Source organism: Pseudomonas sp. C 49-2 (genome assembly GCF_003970195.1).
GTDB classification, from domain to species: Bacteria; Pseudomonadota; Gammaproteobacteria; order Pseudomonadales; family Pseudomonadaceae; genus Aquipseudomonas; species Aquipseudomonas canadensis.
This window is the reverse complement of record NZ_RXYG01000004.1, coordinates 452,743-475,801: the sequence shown is the minus strand read 5'-3', so window position 1 is coordinate 475,801 and position 23,059 is coordinate 452,743. Positions and strand designations below refer to the sequence as shown.

Genomic DNA, 23,059 nt, shown 5'->3' with positions numbered 1-23,059 from the left:
CCCGTTGATTATTTAGCGGATTTCCCCAAGGCCTTGGCCACAAGCTGTTCGTACAGTTCGGCGTAGGGTTCCACCGCCTGGCTCCAGTTGAACGGTTGCGTCATCGCTCGGCAGCGCATGGCATTGAGCAGGCCAGGGTAGGCAAACACCTTGAACGCGCGGCTCAAGGCTTCTTTGTAGCTCTCGACTGTGGATTCATTGAACAGGAAGCCGGTCACGCCATTTTCGATGGTGTCGGCCAAGCCGCCGGTGTTACGCGCAACGGGCAGCGAACCGAAGCGCTGGGCGTACATCTGGCTCAGGCCGCACGGCTCGTAGCGCGATGGCATCAGCAGGAAGTCACTGCCGGCGAACATGCGCCGGGCATCGGTCTCGTTGAAGCCGATACGCACACCGATCTGCCCAGGGAAGCGCAGCGCCAGTTCACGCATGGCGTTTTCTTCTTCCGGCTCACCGCGACCGATGATCGCGATCTGCCCACCTTGCTCGACAATAAAGCTGGCCACGGCTTCGGTCAGGTCCAGGCCTTTTTGAAACACTAGGCGTGAGACCACGGCGAACAGCGGGCCGGTGGATTCACTCAGGCCAAACAGCTCACGTACCTGGGCTGCGTTGACCGCTTTGCCTTCCCAGTCGCCGATGTTGAAGTTGTGGGTCAGGTGCGGGTCGGTGGAGGTTTCCCAGCTGTCTTCAATGCCGTTGGGAATGCCGCTGAGCAAGCCTTGCTGGGTCTTGCTGGCAAGAAAGCCATCAAGGCCGCAGCCGAATTCCGGGGTGGTGATTTCCCGGGCGTAGGTGGCGCTCACCGTGGTGATGTGGCTGGAATACGCCATGCCGGCCTTGAGGTACGACATCTTGCCGTAGAACTCCATGCCTTCCTGCTGCAAGGCGTGGGGTGGAATGCCCAGTTCCGGCGTCGAGGCCAGGCTGATCACGCCCTGATAAGCCAGGTTATGAATGGTGAACAGCGTCGGCGTGCGTGACCCACGCCAGTGCATGTATGCCGGCGCCAGGCCAGCGGGCCAGTCGTGGGCATGCACCAGGTCCGGGCACCAGTGGATTTGCGCAAGGTTGGCGGCCATGTCGGCGGCGGCCAGGCCCAGGCGGGCGAAACGAATGTGGTTGTCCGGCCAGTCGCGGCCGTTATTGGCGCCGTAGGGCGTGCCTTCGCGCTCGTACAGCTCGGGGCAGATCAGGACATAAATGACCAGGCCGTCCTTGAGGTCCATGCGCCCGATCTTGCACGGCGGCAGCGCGGCGTGGCCGCCCAGCTCACCGATGATATGGATCGGGTTATCGCTTTCCATCACCTGCGGGTAACCGGGAATCAACACCCGCACGTCGTGCAGGTGGGCCATGGCGCGGGGCAGGGCCGCGGACACGTCGCCCAGGCCGCCGGTTTTCACCAGGTCGGCAAATTCAGAGGTCACGAACAGGACTTTCTTGCGATTAGGATTCTGACTCACGATCGGCCGCACAGTGGTGGGCAGGTCGACCAACGAAGGTCCCCCTACCGGCTGACTGACACGCTCTCCCTGAATATCTACAGCGGCACTGATCATAGTTCTCTCCCACATGTTGGTCGGCTAATGGCCCGCTGCCATTAGCTCCGATGGCCACATCCTGCGGCCAGGCGCACAAGCACTGTACAAACTGGCAAGGCGTATGCCAGTTGCACGGTTAGCCAAAAAAGATTGGATGGACGGGCATTTCGCGTGAACCACGCGTGCACGCCTTACCTTAAAACTGGACCTACGGCAGAGTTGGAAAGTTTCGATTTTTTGCGGGGTTTTTGTTTTCGAACGGACCCATCGGTCATGAGTCTAGGACAGATCCTAGAGCTTGTAGGGTTTCGAGGAGAATTTTGTAGGACAAAAACTTGTAACCATATGCTCTCGTAGAAAACACCGGTATGTAGTAAGCAGGCTTGCCCTGCGCTGGAGTGCGAAGCGCTCCCGACCGGATCTCGACATCAGCGCCGCTTAGCGCCCCAGCGCAGGGCAAGCCTGCTCACCACATGCGGGTTGCCCTTGAATGGTGCGTCAGCCCAGCACGCGAATGGGCACGCCGCTCGCCCACGCGTGAATATCTTCGATCATCTGCGCGTAAAACTGCCGGTAATTCTGTTCACTCACATACCCCACATGCGGCGTCGCCAGCACATTGGGCAGGCGGCGGAAGGGGTGATCCACCGGCAACGGCTCCTCGGCATACACATCCAGCGCCGCTCCCGCCAAGCGACCGTTTTCCAACGCCTGCACCAGCGCCGATTCATCCACAATCGGCCCACGCGCTGTATTGACCAAGCGAGCGCTTGGTTTCATCCAGCTCAGTGCTTCGGCATCCACCACCCCACGGCTGCGGTCGCTGAGCACCAGGTGGACGGTGAGAATATCCGCCTGTTCGAACAATGCTTGCTTGCTGACCCAGGTCACGCCCGATTCCGCCGCGCGTTCCGGCGTGAGGTTTTCACTCCAGGCAATCACCCGCATGCCGAACGCCTGGGCAAACCGCGCCACTTTCTGGCCGATGCTGCCGAGGCCGAGAATGCCCAGGGTCTTGCCATGCAGGTCACCGCCCAGGCCAATCTGCCACTGGCCGGCGCGCAAGGAATTGGCCTCGGCCAGCAGATTGCGGGTGGAAGCCATGATCAGCGCCCAGGTCAACTCCGGCGCGGCGTGTTTATAGCTGTCGGTGCCGCAGACCGTGATGCCCAGCGCCTTGGCCGCCGGAATGTCGATGGCCGCGTTGCGCAGGCCGCCAGTGACCAGCAATTTAAGTTTGGGCAGACCCTGCAGTAGGGGCTTGTCGAAGGTCGAGCGTTCGCGCATCACGCAAATCACCTCGAAGCCCCGCAAACGCTCGATCATGGCGGCGGTATCGGCCGGGTAATCGTGCAGGAAATGCACCTGGCCCACGCCCTCAAGCACTGACCAATCCACCACGCCACTGGCCACACTCTGCCAATCATCAATGACTGCAATCTGTACCGACATTCACGAGTGCCTCGAAGTAGGTTGGATTAAAGCGCGTTCAAACCCTGCAACAGCGCTGTGTGAAACCGAGCCGGTTCCTCCATCTGCGGTGCATGCCCCAAGCCCGGGAATTCCACCAGGGTTGCATGGGGAATCAACTGGGCCACTTGCTTGCCCAACACGGCATAGTTGCCGAGCTTGGCCTTGACCGCCGGCGGCGCGACGTCCTTGCCGATGGCGGTGTTATCCGCCGTGCCGATCAGCAGCAGCGTGGGCATCTGCAAGTTCTTGAATTCGTAGTACACCGGCTGGGTGAAGATCATGTCGTAAATCAGCGCCGAGTTCCATGCGACCAGGGTATGCCCCGGGCCGTTGCTCAGACCGGCATACATGTCCACCCAACGCTCGTACTCGGGCTTCCAGCGCCCGACGTAATAGGTGTTGAGTTGGTAGTTGCGAATGCCGTCGGCGCTGACTTTCAGTTCACGCGCATACCATTGGTCGACGGTGAGCGACGGCACGCCCAGCGCCTTCCAGTCTTCCAGGCCAATCGGGTTGACCATCGCCAGCTGTTCAGTCTGTTCGGGGTACATCAGCGCATACCGGGTGGCGAGCATGCCACCGGTGGAATGGCCAATAACGGTGGCCTTTTGAATGCCGAGTTTTTCCAGCAGTTGATGGGTGTTGGTCGCCAACTGCTGGAAACTGTATTGATAATGGTCAGGCTTGCTGGAGCTGCAAAAGCCGATCTGGTCCGGCGCAATGACCCGGTAACCGGCGTCGCTCAGGGCCTTGATCGAGCCCTCCCAGGTGGCGCCGCAGAAGTTCTTGCCATGCATCAGCACCACGCTGCGACCGTTGGCCTGCCCTTTGGCGGGCACGTCCATATAGCCCATTTGCAGGGACTTGCCCTGGGATTGAAAGTCGAAATGCTTGAGTGGATAGGGGTATTCAAAGCCTTGCAGCTCGGGGCCGTAGACGGGGCCTTCAGTGGCGGGAAGGGTGCAGCCCGTCAGCAGGCTGGCGAGGCAAAATGTGCGGATACGTGGCATGGGCGAACTCCGGGAACAATAGCCGGATACTGTGGAGTGGGGATTAAGGGCAGGTTAACGCTGTGTCGAGCGCAATTGCGGCCATAAAAAAGGCGAGTTTATCGGTTGGATAAACTCGCCTTCTCTGTTCTTTTCAACGGGCTCCGGTTTTAGAAGATTCCGTAACCGTCGAAATTCCCATTACCCCAAGTATCACGTACGAATCCCTGGCCATTGTAGACCCTGACCAAATAACGACTTGAAGGAGATATTGGCGGAAAGCCTTCGTTCACCCATGCTTCTCCCGTGCGAGGGAACTGGAGTCCGAACCTTGAATTGAGCGAAGACGCTGTACTAAATGTGAGCATCGAGCCACCTGAGCCGCCAATGGTCGCGAGCATTTGATCAAACGTGCCGTTCCCGACCAGCCTGCAAATTCTGCCGCCACCCGATACCTGGATGTTGTAACTCTTCGACTGACTATTCTGGTCACGAACAGTGATCGTCGTCGTGCCGGTGCCCGTGAACGTCAATCGTGCCGAGTTATTAACGACAGCGACTGACGTGTTGCTGGAGGAATACGATAAGGTTCCTTCACCACCACTGCCCTGCCGGATAGTACCCGTATAAAGCACGTCGGTAAATCCGAAGCCTTGCAGCAACCAGCCCCCTAGATTTACGAACATGGTACTTTCATCCAGGGTTATCGGACGCACGGTCGTCACCGTGTAGCGGGTCTCAGAGAAGTCGACCGCCTGCTCTACATCATTGGCCCGGGTGTAAGCCACTTTGAGTACCACCCTGATAATCGTGTTATTAGCCAGCGCCGCCAGCCAGGTCCTCAGTACTGGTTTGTTGGTAAACCCGTTCGCTGCCTCGGTGGCGTTGATAGCCTCACCTTCAAGCACGGGCAGTATATTTTCACCCGCGATGCAGTACAGCCATACGCGTTGTTCCCTGGCGCTCAACGCCCATTTCACGACTGCGGCGTTGGGGTTGCCGCTGATGGTTGGCAGATTTATCACGCCGTTGTTGGTGATGTTGTTGATCAGGGGCGCCGGCAAGTCTATGGCAGGAATGGTGTTGACCCGTACCGTCTGCACTTCGGATGGAATCGGCTCGGGGGAACCCTCGCGCAGCACCGAATACTTCAACTGCACGGTGCTGTTCACGCTGTAATTCAGGAAACCCGCGCTGGTGAGGTTGAAGACCACTGTCCCGCCGTCCTGGCCGTCGAGTGTCCTCTGTTCTTCCGTGCAATCATGGAAAAACCAGCTCAAGGTTATTTTGTCTGTACTGCTCATTCCATCGTAACGGACGGTCACCGTGGTGTTGTGCTCAATGGGCAATGGATCCACCGTCACATCCGCCCCGACCCCGGAAGCACCGCCGATAAACGGATGTGGCAGCACGCCAGGAACGGCCTGTACGACATACTCGCGCACGCGGAACAGGGTCGCATGGCTCCTGTCGGAGCTGCGATCAAAGCTGACCCAAAAGCTGATCTTCAGATTCGAGCCATCCTTGAGCTTGCGCAACTCATCCACCGGCGTCGGTGGCATGATGCCTTGCGTCGCGCCGTCGATCGTGACCAGGTTCGCTGTGTAGGTGGCCTCTAAGAACCGCCCGCCGTCGTCGTATTCGCCTTCATATACCATCCACATCCGCTGGACCGCGTGAGAAAACTCCCACACGTTGATCAGGGTGCGCTCCAGGCCGTTGAGTCGGGCAATATCCAGTAATGGGCTGTCCTGCCCTTCGATGGTGGGGATCGGCAGTGTGGTCAGGGGCAACAACTGCAACAGCAGAATCGGTGACGGTATTTTCTTTGTTCCGCGCAGCACAAAATACTGCACGGTAATGACGCGGCCTGCGGGCAGAATGTTGGCTCCGATCACCTCACTGGGTACATCGAAATGCAAGGTTTTAGAGGTATTGCCAAATTTAGTCTCCTCGTGTGTACCAATGTCGGGTAGCCCACTCCACACTGCCAGGATCCTGTCACTCGGCGACATTGTCAGGAACGAGACCTCAATGGTCGCCTTCACTGTGGCGGACTCCGGACGCAGTTCGTCAGGGTGCCTCGAAGCTTCGAGTACTTCCGGTCTAAGCAATACCCCCAGCGACTTGCCGACAGTCACTTCAAGCACTTCAGAGCGCAGCGTGGTCAAGCCGCGAATGAGGGTATAGCTGAACCGAATCGTTCCATTGTTGTTCAAGTCGACAAATTGACGATCCACCGAGAACGCAATTTGCCCCGGCACCAGCACATCAATTTCTCCCCCGGTACTGCCACCCACCCCTGAGCCAATCCAGCGCCAGATTACTTTGTCGCCTGGCACAAAGCGGGTATAGGGGAGCGTGGCGTTGACCTGGAAGATCACATCGTTCGGGTCGAGGTTTTCGTACTCGTCTAGCGGGTCAATCAAGGGGGCCGGCAGGTCGGCATGACGTGCGCCAATCTCTACTATCCGGTGATCGGATTCACGGACCGTCAGCACGCCAGCATCCAGCACTGTGTTCACTCCGTCGTTGACGCGATAGAACACGTTGACCGGGCCGAGCCCAATGAACTGGGCAAAGTTAGCCGCCGTTACAATGCGAAAGCGTGTGGGCGGCGGAGGAGCACCGGCTTGCTGGGTTTGTTCATAAAACACTACGCCGCCACCCGTTTGCTGCGCCTCCATGCGTAACGTGACGGGGAAATTCGCGTTGTAAGGGGTGTATTCCGGGAAGTTGATTTTGAGGAAAGGAACGGTCGGATCGATCAGACCCCCTTCATCCTCCTCGATATCAACCGCCGGCATGGTGGACGAGGTACCAAAAATCGTGACGGTCGTACGACGGGAGTTGCCTATCACGGTGCCCAGTGGGAATTCCAACCGGTGGGTAATTTGTAGAGAACCGTTGATCAAGCGTTTGATGACGCTGTTTTCGACGGTAATAAATCGCGTCAAGCCGACAGTGGCAGTCACCGGTGGCAATTGAACTTCGTACGGCGGAGCGCTGTTGTCGTCAAGCAGCCCGCGCAGCGTCACGATGATCTGGGTACCTACAGGTGTGGCGGTGTTGTTGGGGGGCAGCCTGCGAGGCACAGTGACGCCCACCTGGAAGAGCGCTTCGCTCTGTGTGTCAAAGTTGACCGACAGTGTCGGATCTCCGTCGACCAGAAAGAAGGGGCTTTCCAATAGATTTGGATCCAGGTCACTTTCCAGGCGTACCGCGTCGGACCACTGTTGAACTTCCCCGGAGAAGTTCAGTACGACGTCGTAAACCCGAAACCTGATGATGACCTGGCCGCTGCCGCCTGGCAGCAGGATAATCTCCGGCGGGACGAACACCTCAATGGGCGCGCGCTTGCGGGCCTGGTCTTCGCTCAGCACTAGGGTCACCAAGTGGCCGTTCCAGTACAGCTCGACAGTGTCCCCCTTGTACGCGTCAGGGTAGTGCTCGATGGTTATGAGCACCCCTTCGCTCGCGCGATCGAGGTCCAGCACGGCATCCGGGCCGCTCAGGTCGGCCGGCAGATGAAGACGCAACGCTGAATGGTACGGCTCCCCCGGGTCCTGATCGACTCCACCTGGGCGGGTGGCCTTGATAAAAAAGGTTTGTTCCCGCGACGTGCTTACAGTTCCACTGCCGCTGCGCCTGACCTGCCCATAGCAGGGGAATACACTGCCTACTTCGCCCGGCCTGCCAAATGGCACATTTTCGCGGAGTACCCAGAGCTGGAAGCGGTTCTGGCCGATTTGACCAGGCTGGATTTCCGCCCAGGCCTTGGGAACGCGTTTGTCTCCCATATAAAATTCGTAGATATCGCCGATACTTGGTCTGGTCCAGCTATCAAAGGTAATCAACAAGCGGTTTTCAAGACTTCGAATGCCCACCCCTACGTCAGCAGGAGGGTCCACTACCGGACGCACAGTGTTGTCATTGTAGGGCGGTGGTTCCAGGTCCGCGGTGCGCGTGGTGTACAGGACGGGTAGCTTGTCGAGGGATTCGTCTGACATGGTGGTGCTCCTTGTAGGCTCATTTGAGAAAGTGCCATGCAAGGTCAGCAGACACCGGTCAGATGCCAGCGTCTAGCTGTGAGAAATGACAGTGGCGACTAACGGTCAGGGGACTAGAGGCGGGTCCACTGGCTATAGGTCAGCCATGCCAGCGCGCCATACCGGGTTGCTTTGGCCAGGGTCACCAGCAGCAAAAAACGCCACAACGGCTCACGCATCACCCCAGCGACCAACGTCAGCGGGTCGCCAATGATCGGCACCCAACTGAGCAACAACGTCCAATGGCCCCAACGCTGGTAATGGTTACGGGCTTTGTCCAACTGCTTGTCGCTGACGGGAAACCAGCGCCGCCCCTTGAAGTGCTCGACCCAGCGCCCCAGCCACCAGTTCACCACCGAGCCCAGCACATTGCCCAGCGTGGCAACGCCCAGCAGCAGCCACAGGCTGTAATGCCCGCTGAGCAGCAGACCCACCAGCACGGCTTCCGACTGCAGAGGCAACAGCGTCGCGGCGCCAAACGCCGCGAAGAATAACCCTAGATAGCCGGCGATCATTGCGCCGGGTATTGCGCCACCACCACGTCTTTGCCTTCACGGGTCAGGCCGATGACTTGATAGGCCTCGCTGCGGCCTTCGACTTCCATGCCCGGTGAGCCCATGGGCATGCCCGGCGCGGCGAGGCCCAGCAGGTCATCGCGGTTGCGCAACGCCAGCACCTGTTCGGCGGGCACGTGGCCTTCGACAAACTTGCCGTCGATCACGGCGGTGTGACACGAACCCAGGCGCGGCGCCACGCCCAGGCGTTGCTTGACGGCGCTCATGTCGGCTTCGACGTGGTCATTGACCTTGAAACCGTTGCTTTCCAGGTGACTGATCCATTTTTTGCAGCAACCGCAGTTGGCGTCACGGTGCACGTCGATGGGAATCAGGTCGGCGGCCTGGGCCAGGGTGGTGGTGAACAGGGCTGACAGCAGGGCCAGGCGCAATGTGGTTTTCATAGGAACTCGTGTGTAGGAGAGGGCCGTTGGGATGGCGGCGATCATGACGCTGTCATCGCAGGCAAGCCAGCGCCTACCGGTTGGGAATGTTTCCAAATTATACGAAGGGTGGGTTTTCCAAGCGGTGCTTGAGCTGGCCCAGGGCAATGGTCGACAACTCGATCATGCGTTCATGCAAGGTGGCCAATTGCAACTCGGTCTCGTAGGTCAGCACCCGCTTGAACAGCGTGCCGCCCTGATGAGGCAGCAGGTAGTAGTGAATGGAGCCATCAACGGCCAGGGAGGTGAACACTGTCTTGAATTCGCCAGGGCGCCGGGCGATCTGCACGCGGTAACTCATGGGCACGCGCACCCCCAGCAAGTCAATGAACTCGGTAAAACGTTCACCGGCAGGCAATGAACCGGTGGTGCCGGTATCGGCGCTGAGGGACGTGGGGTGCCATTCGTGCCAGCGATCCGGTTGGGTCACATAGTCGTAGACGGCCTCAATGGGGGCTCGGATAAAGCGTTCCTGACTGATCCGCTCCAAACGGACCGACTGCTCGGCAGCTCGCACGGCACACCTCCTGTGTTGCGACTAGGAGCTGTCAGAATAGTCCCACTCCCGCACATTGCACGGGAGTGTTTCAGCCGTTTATCAGCGCACCTTGAATCGACCCATCAAGGCAATCACCCGGCCATTCGCCTCCAGCAGGCTTTGGGTATTGGTTTCGGTGGCATGGCCGCTCTGCACCAGTTCTTCGACCATTTGTCGGATCTGCACCATGCTGCGGTTGATCTCCTCGGTCACCGCGCTCTGCTGCTCGGCCGCCGTGGCGATCTGGGTGCTGAGGTTGTTGATATGGCTGACCGAACCGGCCATTTCATCCAGGCCAGTGTTTACCCGTGCCGTGGCATCCGCCGCCGACTGGCAACTGGCCTGGGTGTTTTCCATGGCGGCCACCGAGGAACTGACGCCCGCGGTCAGGCGCGTGAGCATGTCGTTGATCTGCGAGGTGCTGGCCTGGGTGCGGGCAGCCAGCGCACGCACTTCATCGGCCACCACCGCAAAGCCCCGGCCTTGCTCGCCGGCACGCGCGGCTTCAATCGCCGCGTTGAGGGCGAGCAGGTTGGTCTGGCCGGCAATCGCACCAATCACACCGAGGGTTTCAGTGATGCGTGCGGCGTCCTGGCGCATGTTTTCCACGCTGTGGGTGGCGCTGGACACTTCGCCGATCAAGGCGCTGACGCTGGTGGATGCTTCACCCACCACCACGCGGGAGCGGTCGGCATGCTCGTTGGCGCGCTGGGTGAACGCGGCGGTTTCGGCGGCGTTTTGCGCGACGGTGTCGGCGGTGGAACTCATTTCGGTGATGGCGGTGACCGTCTGATCGGTCTCCGAGGCATGTCGCACCAGGATCTGGTTGGTGTGCGCCGAGGTGCGTTGCAGTTGCTCAAGACTCGACGACATGGCGCCGGTGGCCTGGGTCACTTCACCAATCATGTTCTGCAGATAGACGATAAAACGGTTCACTGAGTGGCCAATGGCGCCTAGCTCGTCTTCGGCACGGATGGTGATGCGTCGCGTCAGGTCGGCATCGCCGGCAGACAGCGCGTCGATATTGGATTTCAGCGACTTCATGCGCTGCACCAGTTGGCGGATCGCATACACCGCGAGCAGCACCAGCAGCAACACCATGGGGATTTGCAGCAGGGCCAGGGTGCCGAGTACGTCATCGCGCTGTGCAGTGATCAGCGAGGTGGGCAGGGCGGTGGCGAGGAACCACGGCGTGCCACCGATCGGGCGCATATAGAAGGTGCTGGCCACGCCCTGATTGTCGAACTCGCTACGCTGCAGCGCTTGGTCTCGATTGGTCAGCGCCTTGCTGACCTGGGCGGCAAACGCTGAGGTGCCGGTGAGTTCGCTGATGTTTTTCAACACCACCGGGCCGCTGATGCGCGAACTGTTGCTGATGATCTTGCCGTCGCCCTCGACGATCAGCATTTGCCCGCCGATGTCTTTTTCTTTGCTGGCTACCAAGTCATTAAAGAAGCCCAGCGTCACGTCGATGGTGGCGACGCCATAGGGCGCGCCGTCACGCTGGATCGCCATGGCGCAGTTGGTGCGCGGCTCCTGGCTGGCGTCGTCCTTATAGGCGGCGGCCCAGGCGCATTGTCCACGCGGGGAGGCCAGGCCGCCTTTGTACCAGCTCTGGTCGTAATAGTTGGGAGCGGGGTCGCTGTTCCAGAAAGTGTTGACTGCCAGTTTGCCCGAAGCATCCCGGTGCCAGAACGTGCTGTGCTTGTTGCGCCCCGGTGTGCGCTGGTTGGGCAGCGGCCAGATCCCGCCACCGAAGACTTTCAGCTCGCCGTACTGGTCGACCAGGCCAGGCAGGACCTTGTCGATGGCATCGCTGTCGAGCAACGGGATGGTCTGGGTGATGCTGCGTTGCTGGGACTGAACCTTGTTCAGCTCGCCCTGGATCTGTTCAGCCACCTCGGCGATGCGGTTGAGCACCACCTGTTCTTCGGTGTGACGCAGCGTGGGCGCGACCAACTGGCCGATGCCCACTACGGTCAACACAAATAACACCAGGACGAACAGCACCAGGAACAGGGTATAGCGGGCTTGGATGGAGCGCAGTGGGGGCATGGGGTCGTCCTTACGAAGCATTTATGACCGACGCGGCTTTGTTGGAGCTTCATCGGGCTATCGGCTTGGCGAGGAGGAGCTTTAGGTACGGTCGTGCAAGAAAAAACAGCGCCCGTTAAGGGCGCTCCTTCGCTTAGATATCCAGCATGGTCATCACGGCTTCCGGGTAACGCAGGCCGGCGGGTGCCTCGACAGGGAAGATCGCTTCCAGCGCCGCCAATTCGGCCGGGCTGAGGCTGATCGCGAGGGCGGCAACGTTCTCTTCCAGGTACTTGCGCTGCTTGGTGCCGGGAATCGGAATAATGAAGTCACCCTGGGCCAGTACCCAGGCCAGCGCGAGTTGACCTGCACTCACGCCTTTGTCGGCGGCCAGTGCTTGCACTCGCTTGACCAGTTCCAGGTTTTTGCCGAAGTTTTCGCCCTGGAAGCGCGGGCTGAAGCGGCGGTAGTCATCGGCACTGAAGTCATCCGGGCTTTGCAGGGCGCCGGTGAGGAAACCACGCCCCAGCGGGCTATAAGGCACAAAGGCAATGCCCAGACGTTGGCAGGCGGCGAGGCAGCCGTTGTGTTCCTGATCACGGCTCCATAGCGAATATTCGCTTTGCAGGGCGCTGATCGGATGCACCTTGTGGGCGCGCTCCAGGGTGGCGGCAGACGCTTCGCTCAGGCCCAGGTAACGCACCTTGCCCTGTTGCACCAACTCGGCCATGGCGCCGACGGTTTCTTCGATGGCGACATCCGGGTCGATACGGTGCTGGTAGTACAGGTCCAGTGTGTCGACGCCGAGGCGTTGCAGCGTGCCGTCAATCGCCTTGCGAATGTACTCGGGGCGACCGTTGACGCCACGCAACGCAGGGTTGGCCGGGTCGCGCACGATGCCGAATTTGCTGGCCAGGAACACCTGGTCACGTTTACCCGTGATGGCTTTGCCGATCAGTTCTTCATTGGTGTGCGGGCCGTAGATGTCGGCGGTATCCAGAAAGTTGACACCGAGTTCCAGCGCGCGGTGCAGCGTCGCGGTGGCTTCCCGGGTGTCGCTGCCGGGCGTGTAGAAATCGCTCATGCCCATGCAGCCGAGGCCGATGGCGGAGACGAGGGGACCGTTGTTACCGAGTGGGCGGGTGTGCATGGGGTCAGCTCCTGGTTGGGAAGGCCTGCATTGTCACGCTCGACAAAATCGGGATAAACCGGCTAAAAGCACTAACACTATTCGGTATTTCTAAATAATCAGCTTAAGGAGCCGGCGCTTGGACCGTTTCAACGCGATGCGCGTGTTCACCCGGATCGTCGAACTGCGGGGCTTTGCCAAGGCCGCCGACAGCCTGCAACTGCCCCGTGCCTCGGTGACGGTGCTGATCAAGCAGTTGGAAGCGCACCTGGGTGTGCAGCTGTTACAGCGCACCACGCGGCAGGTCAGCCCGACGCTGGATGGCGCGGCGTATTACCAGCGCTGCGTGCAATTGCTGTCGGATCTTGAGGAAACTGAAGCGGTGTTTTCCGCCAGTCGGCAGAGTCCACGTGGCACCTTGAGCATTGATATGCCGGCGGGTATTGGCCGTTTTCTGGTGATACCCGCACTGCCCACGTTCACTGCCCTGTATCCGCAGATTGAGTTGGAAATCGGCTTGAATGACCGACCCGTGGACCTGATCCGTGAAGGCGTCGATTGTGTGCTGCGCGGTGGCCTGGCACTGGACGATTCTCTGGTGGCGCGACCGCTGGCGATGATGGATCAAATCACCCTGGCCAGCCCCGCTTACCTTGACCGTATGGGTGTGCCCGACACGCTCGACGACTTAGCCCACCATCAGATGGTCGAATACGTCTCGGCCGCCAGCGGCAAACGGTTTGGCTTGGAGTTTCTACTCGCATCCCAATTGCGTACGCTCAATTTGCCAAAGGTGGTCGCAGTCAACAGCGCCGACGGCTACTTCTGCGCTTGCGAAGCTGGCTACGGGTTGATTCAGGCGCCGTACTATCACGCCAGACAACGACTGGCCCAAGGCACACTGGTGGAAGTACTGCCCCGGTTTGCCGTGCCAACAATGGCCTTGACGGCGCTGTACCCGCCGCACCGCCAACTGTCCCAACGCGTACGGGTGTTTGTGGATTGGCTGGTCGAACTCTGCGCCACCCCCGGCACCGGTTTGCGACGCTAAGCCTGTGCCTTTCGATAGGCGCCAGGCTGTTGCCCCGTCACCTTGTGAAACGCCCGGGTAAACGCGGCCACCGACTGATAACCCACCGCCAGCGAGACATCCGCCACCGTGTGGTCCTGCTTGAACAACTGGCAGGCATGGCGCATGCGCATCATCAGCAGCACCTGGCCCGGTGACTGTCCACACAGTTCATTGAACCGTTTGAAAAACGCCGAGCGCGACAGCCCGGTGCAAGCGGCCATGCTTTCCAGGGTCCAGGCATTGGCCGGGTGCGCGATCAACTGCTCCAGCAAACCGGCAAACGCCGGCTGCCGACCCAGCGCCGCCAGGCCGCCCAGTTCGCTGTTGTCCAGCACCTGTTGACGCAGTACGTACAGAAACAGCAGGTGGCAAAGCCGTTCCAGCAAGGCCGAAGAGGGCGCAGGCAGGCGCTGGCATTCTTGCAGGATCAGTTCGAACAGGTTGCGCGCGGCGGTCAGAGAGGGATCGCCCGCCCGCAGGATGATCCACGCGGGCAGGGTGTCGACGATCATCGCTGACAATCCCGACTGGAAGTGAAAGAACCCACACACCAGGCCGACGCCATCGCTGGCGGCGCTGTCCAGGGGCACCATTGGCACACGCGGGCATTCCTGCGCACCCACCGCTGTAGGCTCGCCGGAAAGGCGATATTCCAGGTCGCGCAACAGGAACACCGCATCGCCGTTGTCGAGGCGATGAGGCGTGGCGTCGCCGTCGATATGCAGCCAGCACTGGCCCTGCACGATCAGGTGGAAACTCGCGCTCGCCAGGCCATGGGTGCTCGCATGCCAGTCGCCGCAATAACGACCCACATGGAATAGGCTGGTGTCGAGTTCGAGGCTGTCTAATAACCAATCGACAAGTGCACTGGACGAATTCATCTAATGGAAAGACTCAAGAGCAAGTAATCGCTACTTTAGACTATTGAGGCGATTTTTTATAACCAACAGACTGGGTACACGAACCCATCAGGAGACTGCTCCATGTCCCGTGTACCCTTGCTCACCCCAGAAACCGCGCCGGAAGCGGCCAAGCCTTTCCTGGAAAACGCGCTGAAAGGCTCGGGCTTTATCCCCAATCTGCTTGCGGTGCTGGCCAATGCGCCGGCCGCGCTGGAAACTTACATCACCGTCTCCGCTTTGAACGCCAAATCCGAACTCGCCTTGGCCGACCGCGAAGTGGTGCAACTGATTGCCGCCACCACCCACGGCTGCGATTTCTGCGTGGCCGGCCACACCGCCGTGGCGCGTAACAAAGCCAAGTTGCCGGAAGCCGTCATCGAAGCCCTGCGTCAACGCGGCGAGTTGCCCAATGCCCGCTATGAAACCCTGGCTGCCTTTACCCGCGAAGTGATCGCCACCCGGGGTGATGTGAGCGATGCGGGCTATGACGCATTCCGCGCCGTCGGTTACACCGAAGGCCAGGCCCTGGAAGTGATTCTGGGCGTCAGCCTGGCAACCCTGTGCAACTTCGCTAACGTGTTTGCTCGTACCCCGCTGAACCCCGAGCTGGCGCAATACCGTTGGGAAAAATCCGCAAGCTGAAGTTGGCCCACCTGCTGTAAAGGAGAAACAGGAATGCTTGACCCCATCTTGAGCCGTTGGCTCGACATCCAGGCGCAGGCCTTGGACGTGGGCAGTTGCGATCCACAGGAAGTTCTGCCACGGCTGGCAGAGGCCAACGTGTTGCGCATCGGCGTGCCGGCTCAACTGGGCGGCCTGGGCGGCGATGTGGCTGGCGCCGTGGAGGCCATCGCCAATGTCGCCAGCCATTCCCTGGCGGCGGCGTTCGTGTGCTGGGGCCAGCGCTCGTTTATCGAGTATTTGCTGCAGAGTCCGAATGCACGGTTGCGTGAACAGCTGCTGCCGGATTTGCTCAGCGGCAAGTTGGCGGGAGCGACGGGGCTGTCGAATGCGATGAAGTTCTTGTCGGGCATCGAGACCCTGCAGATCAGTGCCGAGCCTTCCAACGATGGCTGGACCCTCAACGGCCGCCTGCACTGGGTGACCAACCTGCGCAAGAACGGTTTTGTCGCGGCGGCGGCCATCGAACTGGCGGAGGGTGGCGCGCCGTTTATCCTGGCCATTCCGGACTCGGTGGCAGGCTTGCAGCGCTCTCGCGACCTGGAACTGCTCGGCTTGCAGTCAAGCAACACGGCGGCCCTGGATTTGGATGGCGTGGAGCTGAGCCGCGATTGGCTGCTGCATGAAGACGCACGCACATTCCTGCCGGCGGTGCGCCCGGCGTTCCTGGGCCTGCAGTGCGGGATGTCCATCGGGTTGGCACGTCGTTCCCTGGCGGAAGTCGCCAACCATCTGGGCGCGACCCGCACGGTACTGCGCGAAGAACTGGAAACCCTGCGCGTGACCCTGGACCACTTGGTCAGCGACTTGAAAAGCGGCCTGCTTGCCGGGCGTTTTGCCGCCGAACCGGTGCCGTTGTTCAAGCTGCGCATCGCCCTGGCGGAGACTGCCGCCAGCGCCGTGCAACTGGAGTTGCAGGCCAGCGGCGGCAAGGCCTATCTCACCGCCCACGGCAATGGTTTTGCGCGACGTTGGCGTGAGTCGGCGTTTGTGCCGATCGTGACCCCAAGCCTGGTGCAATTGCGTACTGAACTGCAGCGTCAGGCCAACCTATGACAAGTGCCGTACTGAGCGCCCAGGGGATCTGCCTGGGCTATGCCAGCGGGCCGGTGTTGCAGCACTTCGACCTGCACTTGCAACCCGGTGAAGTGGTGTCGATCCTCGGTCCCAGCGGCGTGGGCAAGTCCAGTCTGTTGCGCGTCCTCGCCGGTTTGCAGGCACCGCAAGGCGGCAGTGTGCGCGTGTTGGGCGAGCCCTTGAATGGTCCCCATCCACGCGTGGCGGTGGCGTTCCAGGACCCGAGCCTGTTGCCCTGGCTGAGCCTGGAAAAGAACGTCGCCTTTGGCCTGGATTTCGCCCGGCAACCCCATTTGAGCGCTGACGAGCGCCGCCAGCGCGTCGATCATGCCATTGCCGCCGTCGGCCTGGAGCATGCGCGCCAGCACTTCCCGGCGCAGCTGTCCGGCGGCATGGCCCAGCGCACCGCATTGGCCCGTTGCCTGGCGCGCCAGCCCCAGGTGCTGTTGCTGGATGAACCCTTCGGCGCCCTGGACGAAGTGACCCGCGCCGACATGCAGCGCCTGCTGCTCAAGGTCAACCGCGAACAGGGTTCGGCGGCGGTGCTGATCACCCATGACATTGACGAAGCGCTGCTGCTGTCCGACCGCATCTTGCTACTGGGCAACCGCCCAGCGCGGGCGTTGGGCGAATGGCTGATCGACCTGCCGCAACCCCGCGAAGAACAGGTAGAAGCCATTGGCGCGCTGCGCATCGACATCCTAAAAACCTTACGGCAGGCGAGCCGCCCTCAACCCAACCCCCTTGATCTGCTGGAGCCTGCCCATGTGCCTGGATGACCTGACCCATTCGCGCCGCGACTTTCTCAAACTCTCCGCCGTACTCAGCGCCGCCGGTGCGTTGCCGCTGCTCAGTAGTTTGCAAGCCCGCGCCGCCAGCGAGCCGGATGCACCGGTGCGCATCGGCTACCTGCCGATCACCGACGCCACGCCGTTGTTGGTGGCGCACAACAATGGCCTGTTCGAGGCCGAAGGCATCAAGGCTGAACGCCCGGTGTTGCTGCGCAGTTGGGCGCAGGTGATCGAGGCGTTCATCTCGGGCCAGGTCAATGTGATTCACCTGCTGTCGCCGATGACTGTATGGGCACGTTACGGCAGTAAGGTCCCGGCCAAGGTGGTGGCCTGGAACCATGTGGGCGGCTCCGGCCTGACCGTGGCGCCGGGCATCACGGACGTGAAACAGCTGGGCGGCAAATCGGTAGCAATTCCGTTCTGGTATTCGATCCATAACGTGGTGGTGCAGCAGTTGTTCCGCGACAGCGGCCTCACGCCAGTGGCGCGGGCGGCGGGCAGTGCGATTGCGGCCAATGAGGTCAACCTGATCGTGTTGCCGCCTTCGGACATGCCACCGGCCCTGGCCAGCCAGCGCATCGATGGGTATATCGTCGCCGAACCGTTCAATGCCCTGGCGGAAAACCTCAAGGTCGGCCGCGTGCAGCGCTTTACCGGCGACGTGTGGCGCAACCACGCGTGCTGCGTGGTGTTCATGCACGAACACGACCTGGTCAACCGCCCGGAGTGGTCGCAGAGGGTGGTGAACGCCATCGTCAAGGCGCAGGTCTGGACTCGCGACAACCGCGAAGAGGCGGTGAAGTTGCTGTCCAAGGACGGCCCGAACCGCTACACCCCGCATGCCGAGCCGGTATTGAGCAAAGTACTCGCACCCGCCGCAACTGACCGTGCCGCCTACCTGGCAGACGGTGCGATCCAACACGGCAATTGGGATGAACACCGTATCGACTTCCAACCTTATCCATTCCCCAGCTACACCGAGGAGTTGGTGCGGCGTCTGAAGGACACCTTGATCGAGGGCGACAAGAAATTCCTCGCTGACCTCGACCCGGGCTTCGTCGCCAAGGACCTGGTGGACGACCGCTTCGTGCGCAACGCCATTGAGGCCGTGGGCGGCATGAAGACCTTTGGCTTGCCGGACGGCTATGAGCGACATGAGGAGATCGGCGTTTGAACAACCGTGAAATCCCGGGCTGGTTGCTCGGGCTGAGTGGCTTGGCGGGGTTGCTGTTGCTCTGGTGGCTGGGGGTGAAGGTGTTTGGCGCGACGGATGGGTTGTCTGCGCGTTTTTCCCTGGCCGCCACCTTCAGTAGCCTGTGGGAATTGCTGGGGCGCGGTGAGCTGTATCTGCACATTGCTGTGAGCCTGAAGCGCATCTTTGTCGGGTTGTTCCTGGCGTTGTTGGTAGGCGTTCCGTTGGGGCTGCTGGTGGGCAGTTCGCGCAAGCTGGAAGCGGCGACTACGCCGGCCTTTCAGTTCCTGCGCATGATCTCGCCGCTGTCGTGGATGCCCATCGTAGTGATGCTGATGGGGGTAGGGGATCGGCCGATCTATTTCCTGCTGGCGTTTGCCGCCGTGTGGCCGATCATGCTCAACACCGCTGCCGGCGTGCGCCAGTTGGACCCGCGCTGGCTACAGCTGAGCAGCAGCCTGAGTGCGACGCGCTGGGAGACCTTGCGCCGGGTGATCATTCCCGGTGTGGTCGGGCACGTGCTGACCGGCGTGCGTTTGGCCATCGGTATTTTGTGGATCGTGCTGGTGCCGTGCGAAATGCTCGGGGTCAGTGCCGGGCTGGGGTATTACATCCTCGACACCCGTGATCGGCTGGCCTACTCGGAGCTGATGGCGATGGTGCTGCTGATCGGGTTGCTGGGCTTTGCGCTGGATGCCTTGGCGCGTTGGCTGCACCAGCGTTGGGTGCACAGCGCGTAAAGTTTCCAGCGACCGGAGCTTAGAAAACACCGCCTCGGCTCCGGTCTGCCTCGTTTAAACTTTTACATCGATCTGCAGATCGCCTGCCGACATGTCGGAGCCGGATAGCGTGGACGATGGAACTCTGGGCACGTTCGCCTTGCGTACCGCACTCTGGGGAATCGCCGCGTTTTGATAGACCGAAATACCGATGCCCCCGGTTAGTTCGGCGATGCCAGGGACACCTTCCGAGGTGTTCATGTGCGCTCGACCTACCCAAACGACCGATTTTCCTCCCAGTTCATTTTTCATGACTTGTCTGGCACCGTAATAGTTCATCTCTTCAAGACGTTGTTTGGACAACGCTTTGAAGGCAGTAGAGGATTTTGGCAGTGTATCCAATGGGGAAAAATAGCCGGGGTTGTCTGAATGCCGAGTCAAATAGCGATGTTCGAGCGGCATGAGTTCTATATCGAACTCATCAGCCGCTTTTTTTAACTCGTCATAAATGGTGCTTCCACCGGCCCGGTTTTTGATGTTGTTTGCGAGCGCCGCATCTGCGATCAGGCCATACGCATCGAGCGTGGCAGCTTCCAGGTAAATGGCGTTGACGCCCGAGTCCTTGAAGGTTTTCATGGCGTCACGCATCAGCACCAGGCTTGCGACTTCACTATGGTTTTCGCCAAACACCAGCACATCGGTTTTAGTCAGTGCGTCGGCAATCATTTCGTTAGGGCGTGTTGATGCGGTGATATCAGGTATCACGGGGCGTGGGGGCATGCCTCCCGCAGCCATATCTTTATAGAAACCGTTCATTTCCAGAGTGAATTTCTCTCGGGTGAAGGGCAGTCTATCGGCCGCGAAGTGATCGGATATCAGGGCACCATTGGTGCTGGCGCTGGTCGCGTACTCATCTGAGGGCAACGGTTCTCGAGGGCGGGTATCCGGTTGTTTGGGGCGAGCAGGCCTGCTTATCGGATTGTAGCGTGCGCTGTGACGCGTTCGTGGGGACGGCGGCATCAGCACATCCCTGGGGGTAAAATCTTCGAGGGGGGGGCCGTAAGGCTGTTGCTGGCCTGAATCGAAGGCGAACCATTTGCCCTCATGTTGCACCGCACTGCCTTCCAGGCGTCTTCCTCCCTGGTTGATGATGCCGGTTGCGGCCGCGTCAAACCGGTAACTCGCGTCAACCAGGTCACTGCCATAGGCCATGCCGCGCAGGCGCTGAACGCCTTCACCGACAGCGCTGGCACCGGCCAACGTCAGTTTTCCCGCACCTATCGCCAGATCGCCTACACCGCTCAAAGGATTAAGCGCACTCAACGTATTGGCCCCGATTATTCGGGTTGCGCGCAGTACTGAGGCCAAGGCAGAGCCGCCCTTGCTTGCACCGCTCACCACTTTTGCCACCGTGCCCACGCCTGCGGTAACCAGCCCGAATACATCGAACGCCAAGTCCGTGATGCCGTCCTTATAGTTGCCCTTCTGGAAGTTGACGATGGCGGACCTGAAAGGGATAAGGTCAAGCAAAAAATTGCCAATTGAATCGAGGGTGTCAGTGCGTTTTTCCGATCCTGTTCTGCCGGCGGCCTGGCGTTTGACGGAGTCGCTGTCGATCTCCAGCCCTTTGACGACCGTTGCGGCGACTTGCTGAACCCTTGAGTTGCGAAAGTGGTTGGGAGGCCTGCGGCTGTGCTCTAGGGCTACGGTCACGTTACGGTTGGCTGCGTCGGGGTAGTATTCCTCGAACTTAACGACTTCTGGACCTCTGACGTCATTTTTAGGTTCTCTGCTGGATTGATCTGCTGGAATCCTCTGGAGGGTGCCCTTCTCGGTATCGAAGGCATAAGACTGAATTTTTCCCTCTCGCTTGGCTTCCACTCGTATCGTTTTACTTGTATGGAATAATCGATCGGAAACGAATGGATTGCTTGATTTCATGTAACTCTTTTCCGTGAAAAACCTGAGCTCGCCAAAGTTGAATTGGTCACGATCCTCTAAAGGAGCATGCGTGATCGCATTCATTATCAGGTTCTTCTTGATGGCCTTGTAGTGATCAGTCACGTTGTCAAAGGCTGTGTTGAACGCAGCAGGAATATTGAATTCATTGCTATGGGTAAATGCAGTGAATGCTTCAAGATCAAGTGTGTTTGTTCCGAACACTTGCCAACTGTCGTGGAGTTTCAGCCCCTGCATGGTGACGTCCAGCATTGAATATGGATCGCTGAAACGCATGCCTCTGGTTTCGGGGCCGTAGTTGATGCGTAGTATTTTTTGTTCAAAGTCGATGCCATCCCCCCATTTTTTTTTCAGCAGGTCCAGCGCCATTGCTTTTCGATCGGGCATCGGAATGTCGAGCAGTTCGGAGGCTGCTTTCACGTCACTGTGTTGCTGGTTGAACACGGAGCGGGCGTGTTCTATCACCTCGGCGGTGTATTCCTCATCTTCGTATTTAGCAACTACTTGATTGGCAACGGCCCAGTCGATCAATACCGCTTTCTGGGTCGATTCACTGGCCGGCAATTTGGTTTCGGCATCCCGCATGACCTCACCAAAACTCATCGAGGCGGTCTTGCCTGGGCTGTCGGCTTCGACCCTGGCCACTGCCAGGCACAGATTCGCCCACGCCTGGGTGCCGATATTGACCCCTTCGGGAATGTCCTTGACCAAAAACTGCGGTGCGACCCGCGCCAGCAGGACGCGTGCTCCCAACTCGGGTACCGAGGTGCGACTACGCAGGTGCTCCGCAAGCGCGCTCACCACGTCTGCGGGCGCCCTGTTCCAGTAGGTGTCGGCAGCGAGATTGAAGCCCGCGACATGGTTGCGCACCGGACGGTCGATGGACTCGGGGTCAAGGCCCAGATGGATGGCCGCCAAAATACCCTCGTTGGCGCTGCGGTCCGTGGGAATACTTCCGAGAGTGCGCTGGATCGCTTCGCCCAGCGCCTGCGATCTGTTCGAGTCGAGCAGTTTTTCCAAGGCCTTTGCCGGGTCTTGCATGTCGGTTGTCGAAAGTCGCACCGCACCGGCCAGGTAGTCCAACGCGCCCCAACGAGGATTTATCAGCGGCAAGCCGTGCAGGTTGGCGTTGTTGCTGCGAACGACGTCGAGCACTTTGCGCTGGTTTACTTCGCTAAGGGGGTTGGCCCAGGACAACGCGCCAGCGAAGTTGCCTAAGGGGTGCGTCAGCGTGTGATCGATGAGTGCCCCCGCCAAGTCCTGCAACTCAATCCCCGTAGTTGGCATGTAAGTGCCCTTGGACTGGATGAACGCTTCAAGACTGACGCTGGGCTGCATCAGGTTCTGATCGCGGCGAAACGAGGAGTTGGGATGGATCGCCACGCGGTTTTCCTTGAGAACGGCAATCACATCTGTCGGCCCAGCGTTCGCAGGGAGTTTTTCGAAGGCTGCAAGAAGTGCCTGGGCCAGTTTCTGCAAGTCGCTCCGGTCCGCCAGGGCGACTCTCAGCGCTTGCCGCCCGTTTGGCAGCGCGACCTCAGGCTCCGATGGGGATTCGGGTGCTGGTTGAGGTTCAAGAGATTGTTCGGTGTTGCTCAGGAGTATGGAGGGTGGAGCGTACGTGGAAGGCTGCTGGCTATTGAACGAAATCAAAATCTTCACCTCTCTGAAATGCACATGGGCGCGCAAGCTAAGCGCACTGTTGGGTGTGCGATTCAGAGTCAGCTGTTCCTGTCGGGAGGCCCAAGAAGTGTGAGAGAAGAATTCAGTGTCGGAAGGTAATTTAGTCAGGATAGCGAAAACGGTAGGTGTTCCTTGGGGCGGCAGGATCAATCTGGCGTGGGGCAAGCCAAAGAATTTAATCCCCTGTAACATGGAGCGCTTCCGACGTCCGTCCATTCCGTTCACTGAAT

General features: G+C 59.9%; 17 protein-coding genes. 6 read left to right on the top strand and 11 right to left on the bottom strand.

What is annotated here, in order from left to right; all coding sequences use genetic code 11:
* Nucleotides 1-8 precede the first annotated feature (8 nt).
* The 9 genes from glgA to EJ576_RS11040 form a co-directional block, all read right to left on the bottom strand.
* Nucleotides 9-1,562 carry a glycogen synthase GlgA gene (gene glgA, locus EJ576_RS11080; RefSeq protein ID WP_073860001.1) on the bottom strand — a complete coding sequence of 518 codons (1,554 nt, stop codon included), beginning with the start codon at nucleotides 1,560-1,562 and terminating at the stop codon, nucleotides 9-11.
* 480 nt (nucleotides 1,563-2,042) lie between these two features.
* Nucleotides 2,043-2,996 (bottom strand): D-2-hydroxyacid dehydrogenase family protein, encoded by a 954-nt coding sequence (locus EJ576_RS11075; protein ID WP_126570354.1) that lies wholly within the window; start codon nucleotides 2,994-2,996, stop codon nucleotides 2,043-2,045.
* A 26-nt stretch (nucleotides 2,997-3,022) separates the two neighbouring features.
* Entirely contained in the window at nucleotides 3,023-4,027 is a 1,005-nt protein-coding gene (locus EJ576_RS11070; RefSeq protein ID WP_122727244.1) for an alpha/beta fold hydrolase, read from the bottom strand.
* 149 nt (nucleotides 4,028-4,176) lie between these two features.
* Complete coding sequence (locus tag EJ576_RS11065; RefSeq protein ID WP_126570353.1) at nucleotides 4,177-8,016, bottom strand: hypothetical protein; 3,840 nt, start codon at nucleotides 8,014-8,016, stop codon at nucleotides 4,177-4,179.
* Nucleotides 8,017-8,129: 113 nt separating this feature from the next.
* Nucleotides 8,130-8,570 (bottom strand): YqaA family protein, encoded by a 441-nt coding sequence (locus EJ576_RS11060; protein ID WP_126570352.1) that lies wholly within the window; start codon nucleotides 8,568-8,570, stop codon nucleotides 8,130-8,132.
* A complete protein-coding gene (locus EJ576_RS11055) occupies nucleotides 8,567-9,013 on the bottom strand; it encodes a DUF411 domain-containing protein (protein WP_122727238.1) in 447 nt (148 codons plus the stop codon). The genes EJ576_RS11060 and EJ576_RS11055 overlap by 4 nt, the downstream gene beginning before the upstream one ends.
* 97 nt (nucleotides 9,014-9,110) lie before the next feature.
* The gene (locus EJ576_RS11050) at nucleotides 9,111-9,569 is read right to left on the bottom strand and encodes an SRPBCC family protein (RefSeq protein ID WP_126570351.1); all 459 of its coding nucleotides are present in this window, start codon (nucleotides 9,567-9,569) and stop codon (nucleotides 9,111-9,113) included.
* 81 nt (nucleotides 9,570-9,650) lie between these two features.
* Nucleotides 9,651-11,645 carry a methyl-accepting chemotaxis protein gene (locus tag EJ576_RS11045; RefSeq protein WP_122727234.1) on the bottom strand — a complete coding sequence of 665 codons (1,995 nt, stop codon included), beginning with the start codon at nucleotides 11,643-11,645 and terminating at the stop codon, nucleotides 9,651-9,653.
* A gap of 133 nt (nucleotides 11,646-11,778) precedes the next feature.
* Nucleotides 11,779-12,774 (bottom strand): aldo/keto reductase, encoded by a 996-nt coding sequence (locus EJ576_RS11040; RefSeq protein ID WP_122727232.1) that lies wholly within the window; start codon nucleotides 12,772-12,774, stop codon nucleotides 11,779-11,781.
* A gap of 118 nt (nucleotides 12,775-12,892) precedes the next feature.
* On the opposite strand from EJ576_RS11040, the gene EJ576_RS11035 reads away from it, so the two are divergent.
* Nucleotides 12,893-13,804: a LysR family transcriptional regulator gene (locus tag EJ576_RS11035; protein ID WP_122727230.1), complete on the top strand. Its 912-nt coding sequence runs from the start codon at nucleotides 12,893-12,895 to the stop codon at nucleotides 13,802-13,804.
* Here EJ576_RS11035 and EJ576_RS11030 read toward each other — a convergent pair.
* Complete coding sequence (locus tag EJ576_RS11030; RefSeq protein WP_126570350.1) at nucleotides 13,801-14,706, bottom strand: AraC family transcriptional regulator; 906 nt, start codon at nucleotides 14,704-14,706, stop codon at nucleotides 13,801-13,803. The two genes, EJ576_RS11035 and EJ576_RS11030, sit on opposite strands and share 4 nt — an antisense overlap.
* A gap of 102 nt (nucleotides 14,707-14,808) precedes the next feature.
* On the opposite strand from EJ576_RS11030, the gene EJ576_RS11025 reads away from it, so the two are divergent.
* The 5 genes from EJ576_RS11025 to EJ576_RS11005 are packed head-to-tail and all read left to right on the top strand — an operon-like array spanning nucleotide 14,809 to nucleotide 19,208.
* Nucleotides 14,809-15,369 carry a carboxymuconolactone decarboxylase family protein gene (locus tag EJ576_RS11025; RefSeq protein ID WP_122727226.1) on the top strand — a complete coding sequence of 187 codons (561 nt, stop codon included), beginning with the start codon at nucleotides 14,809-14,811 and terminating at the stop codon, nucleotides 15,367-15,369.
* A 33-nt stretch (nucleotides 15,370-15,402) separates the two neighbouring features.
* Entirely contained in the window at nucleotides 15,403-16,464 is a 1,062-nt protein-coding gene (locus tag EJ576_RS11020; protein ID WP_122727223.1) for an acyl-CoA dehydrogenase family protein, read from the top strand.
* Complete coding sequence (locus EJ576_RS11015; protein WP_126570349.1) at nucleotides 16,461-17,264, top strand: ABC transporter ATP-binding protein; 804 nt, start codon at nucleotides 16,461-16,463, stop codon at nucleotides 17,262-17,264. The genes EJ576_RS11020 and EJ576_RS11015 overlap by 4 nt, the downstream gene beginning before the upstream one ends.
* A complete protein-coding gene (locus EJ576_RS11010; protein WP_126570348.1) occupies nucleotides 17,251-18,450 on the top strand; it encodes an ABC transporter substrate-binding protein in 1,200 nt (399 codons plus the stop codon). Before EJ576_RS11015 ends, EJ576_RS11010 begins: the two co-directional genes overlap by 14 nt.
* The gene (locus tag EJ576_RS11005; protein ID WP_126570347.1) at nucleotides 18,447-19,208 is read left to right on the top strand and encodes an ABC transporter permease; all 762 of its coding nucleotides are present in this window, start codon (nucleotides 18,447-18,449) and stop codon (nucleotides 19,206-19,208) included. The genes EJ576_RS11010 and EJ576_RS11005 overlap by 4 nt, the downstream gene beginning before the upstream one ends.
* Before the next feature lie 54 nt (nucleotides 19,209-19,262).
* Here EJ576_RS11005 and EJ576_RS11000 read toward each other — a convergent pair whose 3' ends face one another.
* The gene (locus EJ576_RS11000; RefSeq protein WP_126570346.1) at nucleotides 19,263-23,021 is read right to left on the bottom strand and encodes a membrane-targeted effector domain-containing toxin; all 3,759 of its coding nucleotides are present in this window, start codon (nucleotides 23,019-23,021) and stop codon (nucleotides 19,263-19,265) included.
* Nucleotides 23,022-23,059: the final 38 nt, after the last annotated feature.

Coding starts and splice junctions, on each gene's coding strand:
- glgA (WP_073860001.1), bottom strand. CDS start 1,562: ATGATCAGTGCCGCTGTAGATATTCAGGGAGAGCGTGTCAGTCAGCCG.
- EJ576_RS11075 (WP_126570354.1), bottom strand. CDS start 2,996: ATGTCGGTACAGATTGCAGTCATTGATGATTGGCAGAGTGTGGCCAGT.
- EJ576_RS11070 (WP_122727244.1), bottom strand. CDS start 4,027: ATGCCACGTATCCGCACATTTTGCCTCGCCAGCCTGCTGACGGGCTGC.
- EJ576_RS11065 (WP_126570353.1), bottom strand. CDS start 8,016: ATGTCAGACGAATCCCTCGACAAGCTACCCGTCCTGTACACCACGCGC.
- EJ576_RS11060 (WP_126570352.1), bottom strand. CDS start 8,570: ATGATCGCCGGCTATCTAGGGTTATTCTTCGCGGCGTTTGGCGCCGCG.
- EJ576_RS11055 (WP_122727238.1), bottom strand. CDS start 9,013: ATGAAAACCACATTGCGCCTGGCCCTGCTGTCAGCCCTGTTCACCACC.
- EJ576_RS11045 (WP_122727234.1), bottom strand. CDS start 11,645: ATGCCCCCACTGCGCTCCATCCAAGCCCGCTATACCCTGTTCCTGGTG.
- EJ576_RS11040 (WP_122727232.1), bottom strand. CDS start 12,774: ATGCACACCCGCCCACTCGGTAACAACGGTCCCCTCGTCTCCGCCATC.
- EJ576_RS11030 (WP_126570350.1), bottom strand. CDS start 14,706: ATGAATTCGTCCAGTGCACTTGTCGATTGGTTATTAGACAGCCTCGAA.
- EJ576_RS11025 (WP_122727226.1), top strand. CDS start 14,809: ATGTCCCGTGTACCCTTGCTCACCCCAGAAACCGCGCCGGAAGCGGCC.
- EJ576_RS11020 (WP_122727223.1), top strand. CDS start 15,403: ATGCTTGACCCCATCTTGAGCCGTTGGCTCGACATCCAGGCGCAGGCC.
- EJ576_RS11015 (WP_126570349.1), top strand. CDS start 16,461: ATGACAAGTGCCGTACTGAGCGCCCAGGGGATCTGCCTGGGCTATGCC.
- EJ576_RS11010 (WP_126570348.1), top strand. CDS start 17,251: ATGTGCCTGGATGACCTGACCCATTCGCGCCGCGACTTTCTCAAACTC.
- EJ576_RS11000 (WP_126570346.1), bottom strand. CDS start 23,021: ATGTTACAGGGGATTAAATTCTTTGGCTTGCCCCACGCCAGATTGATC.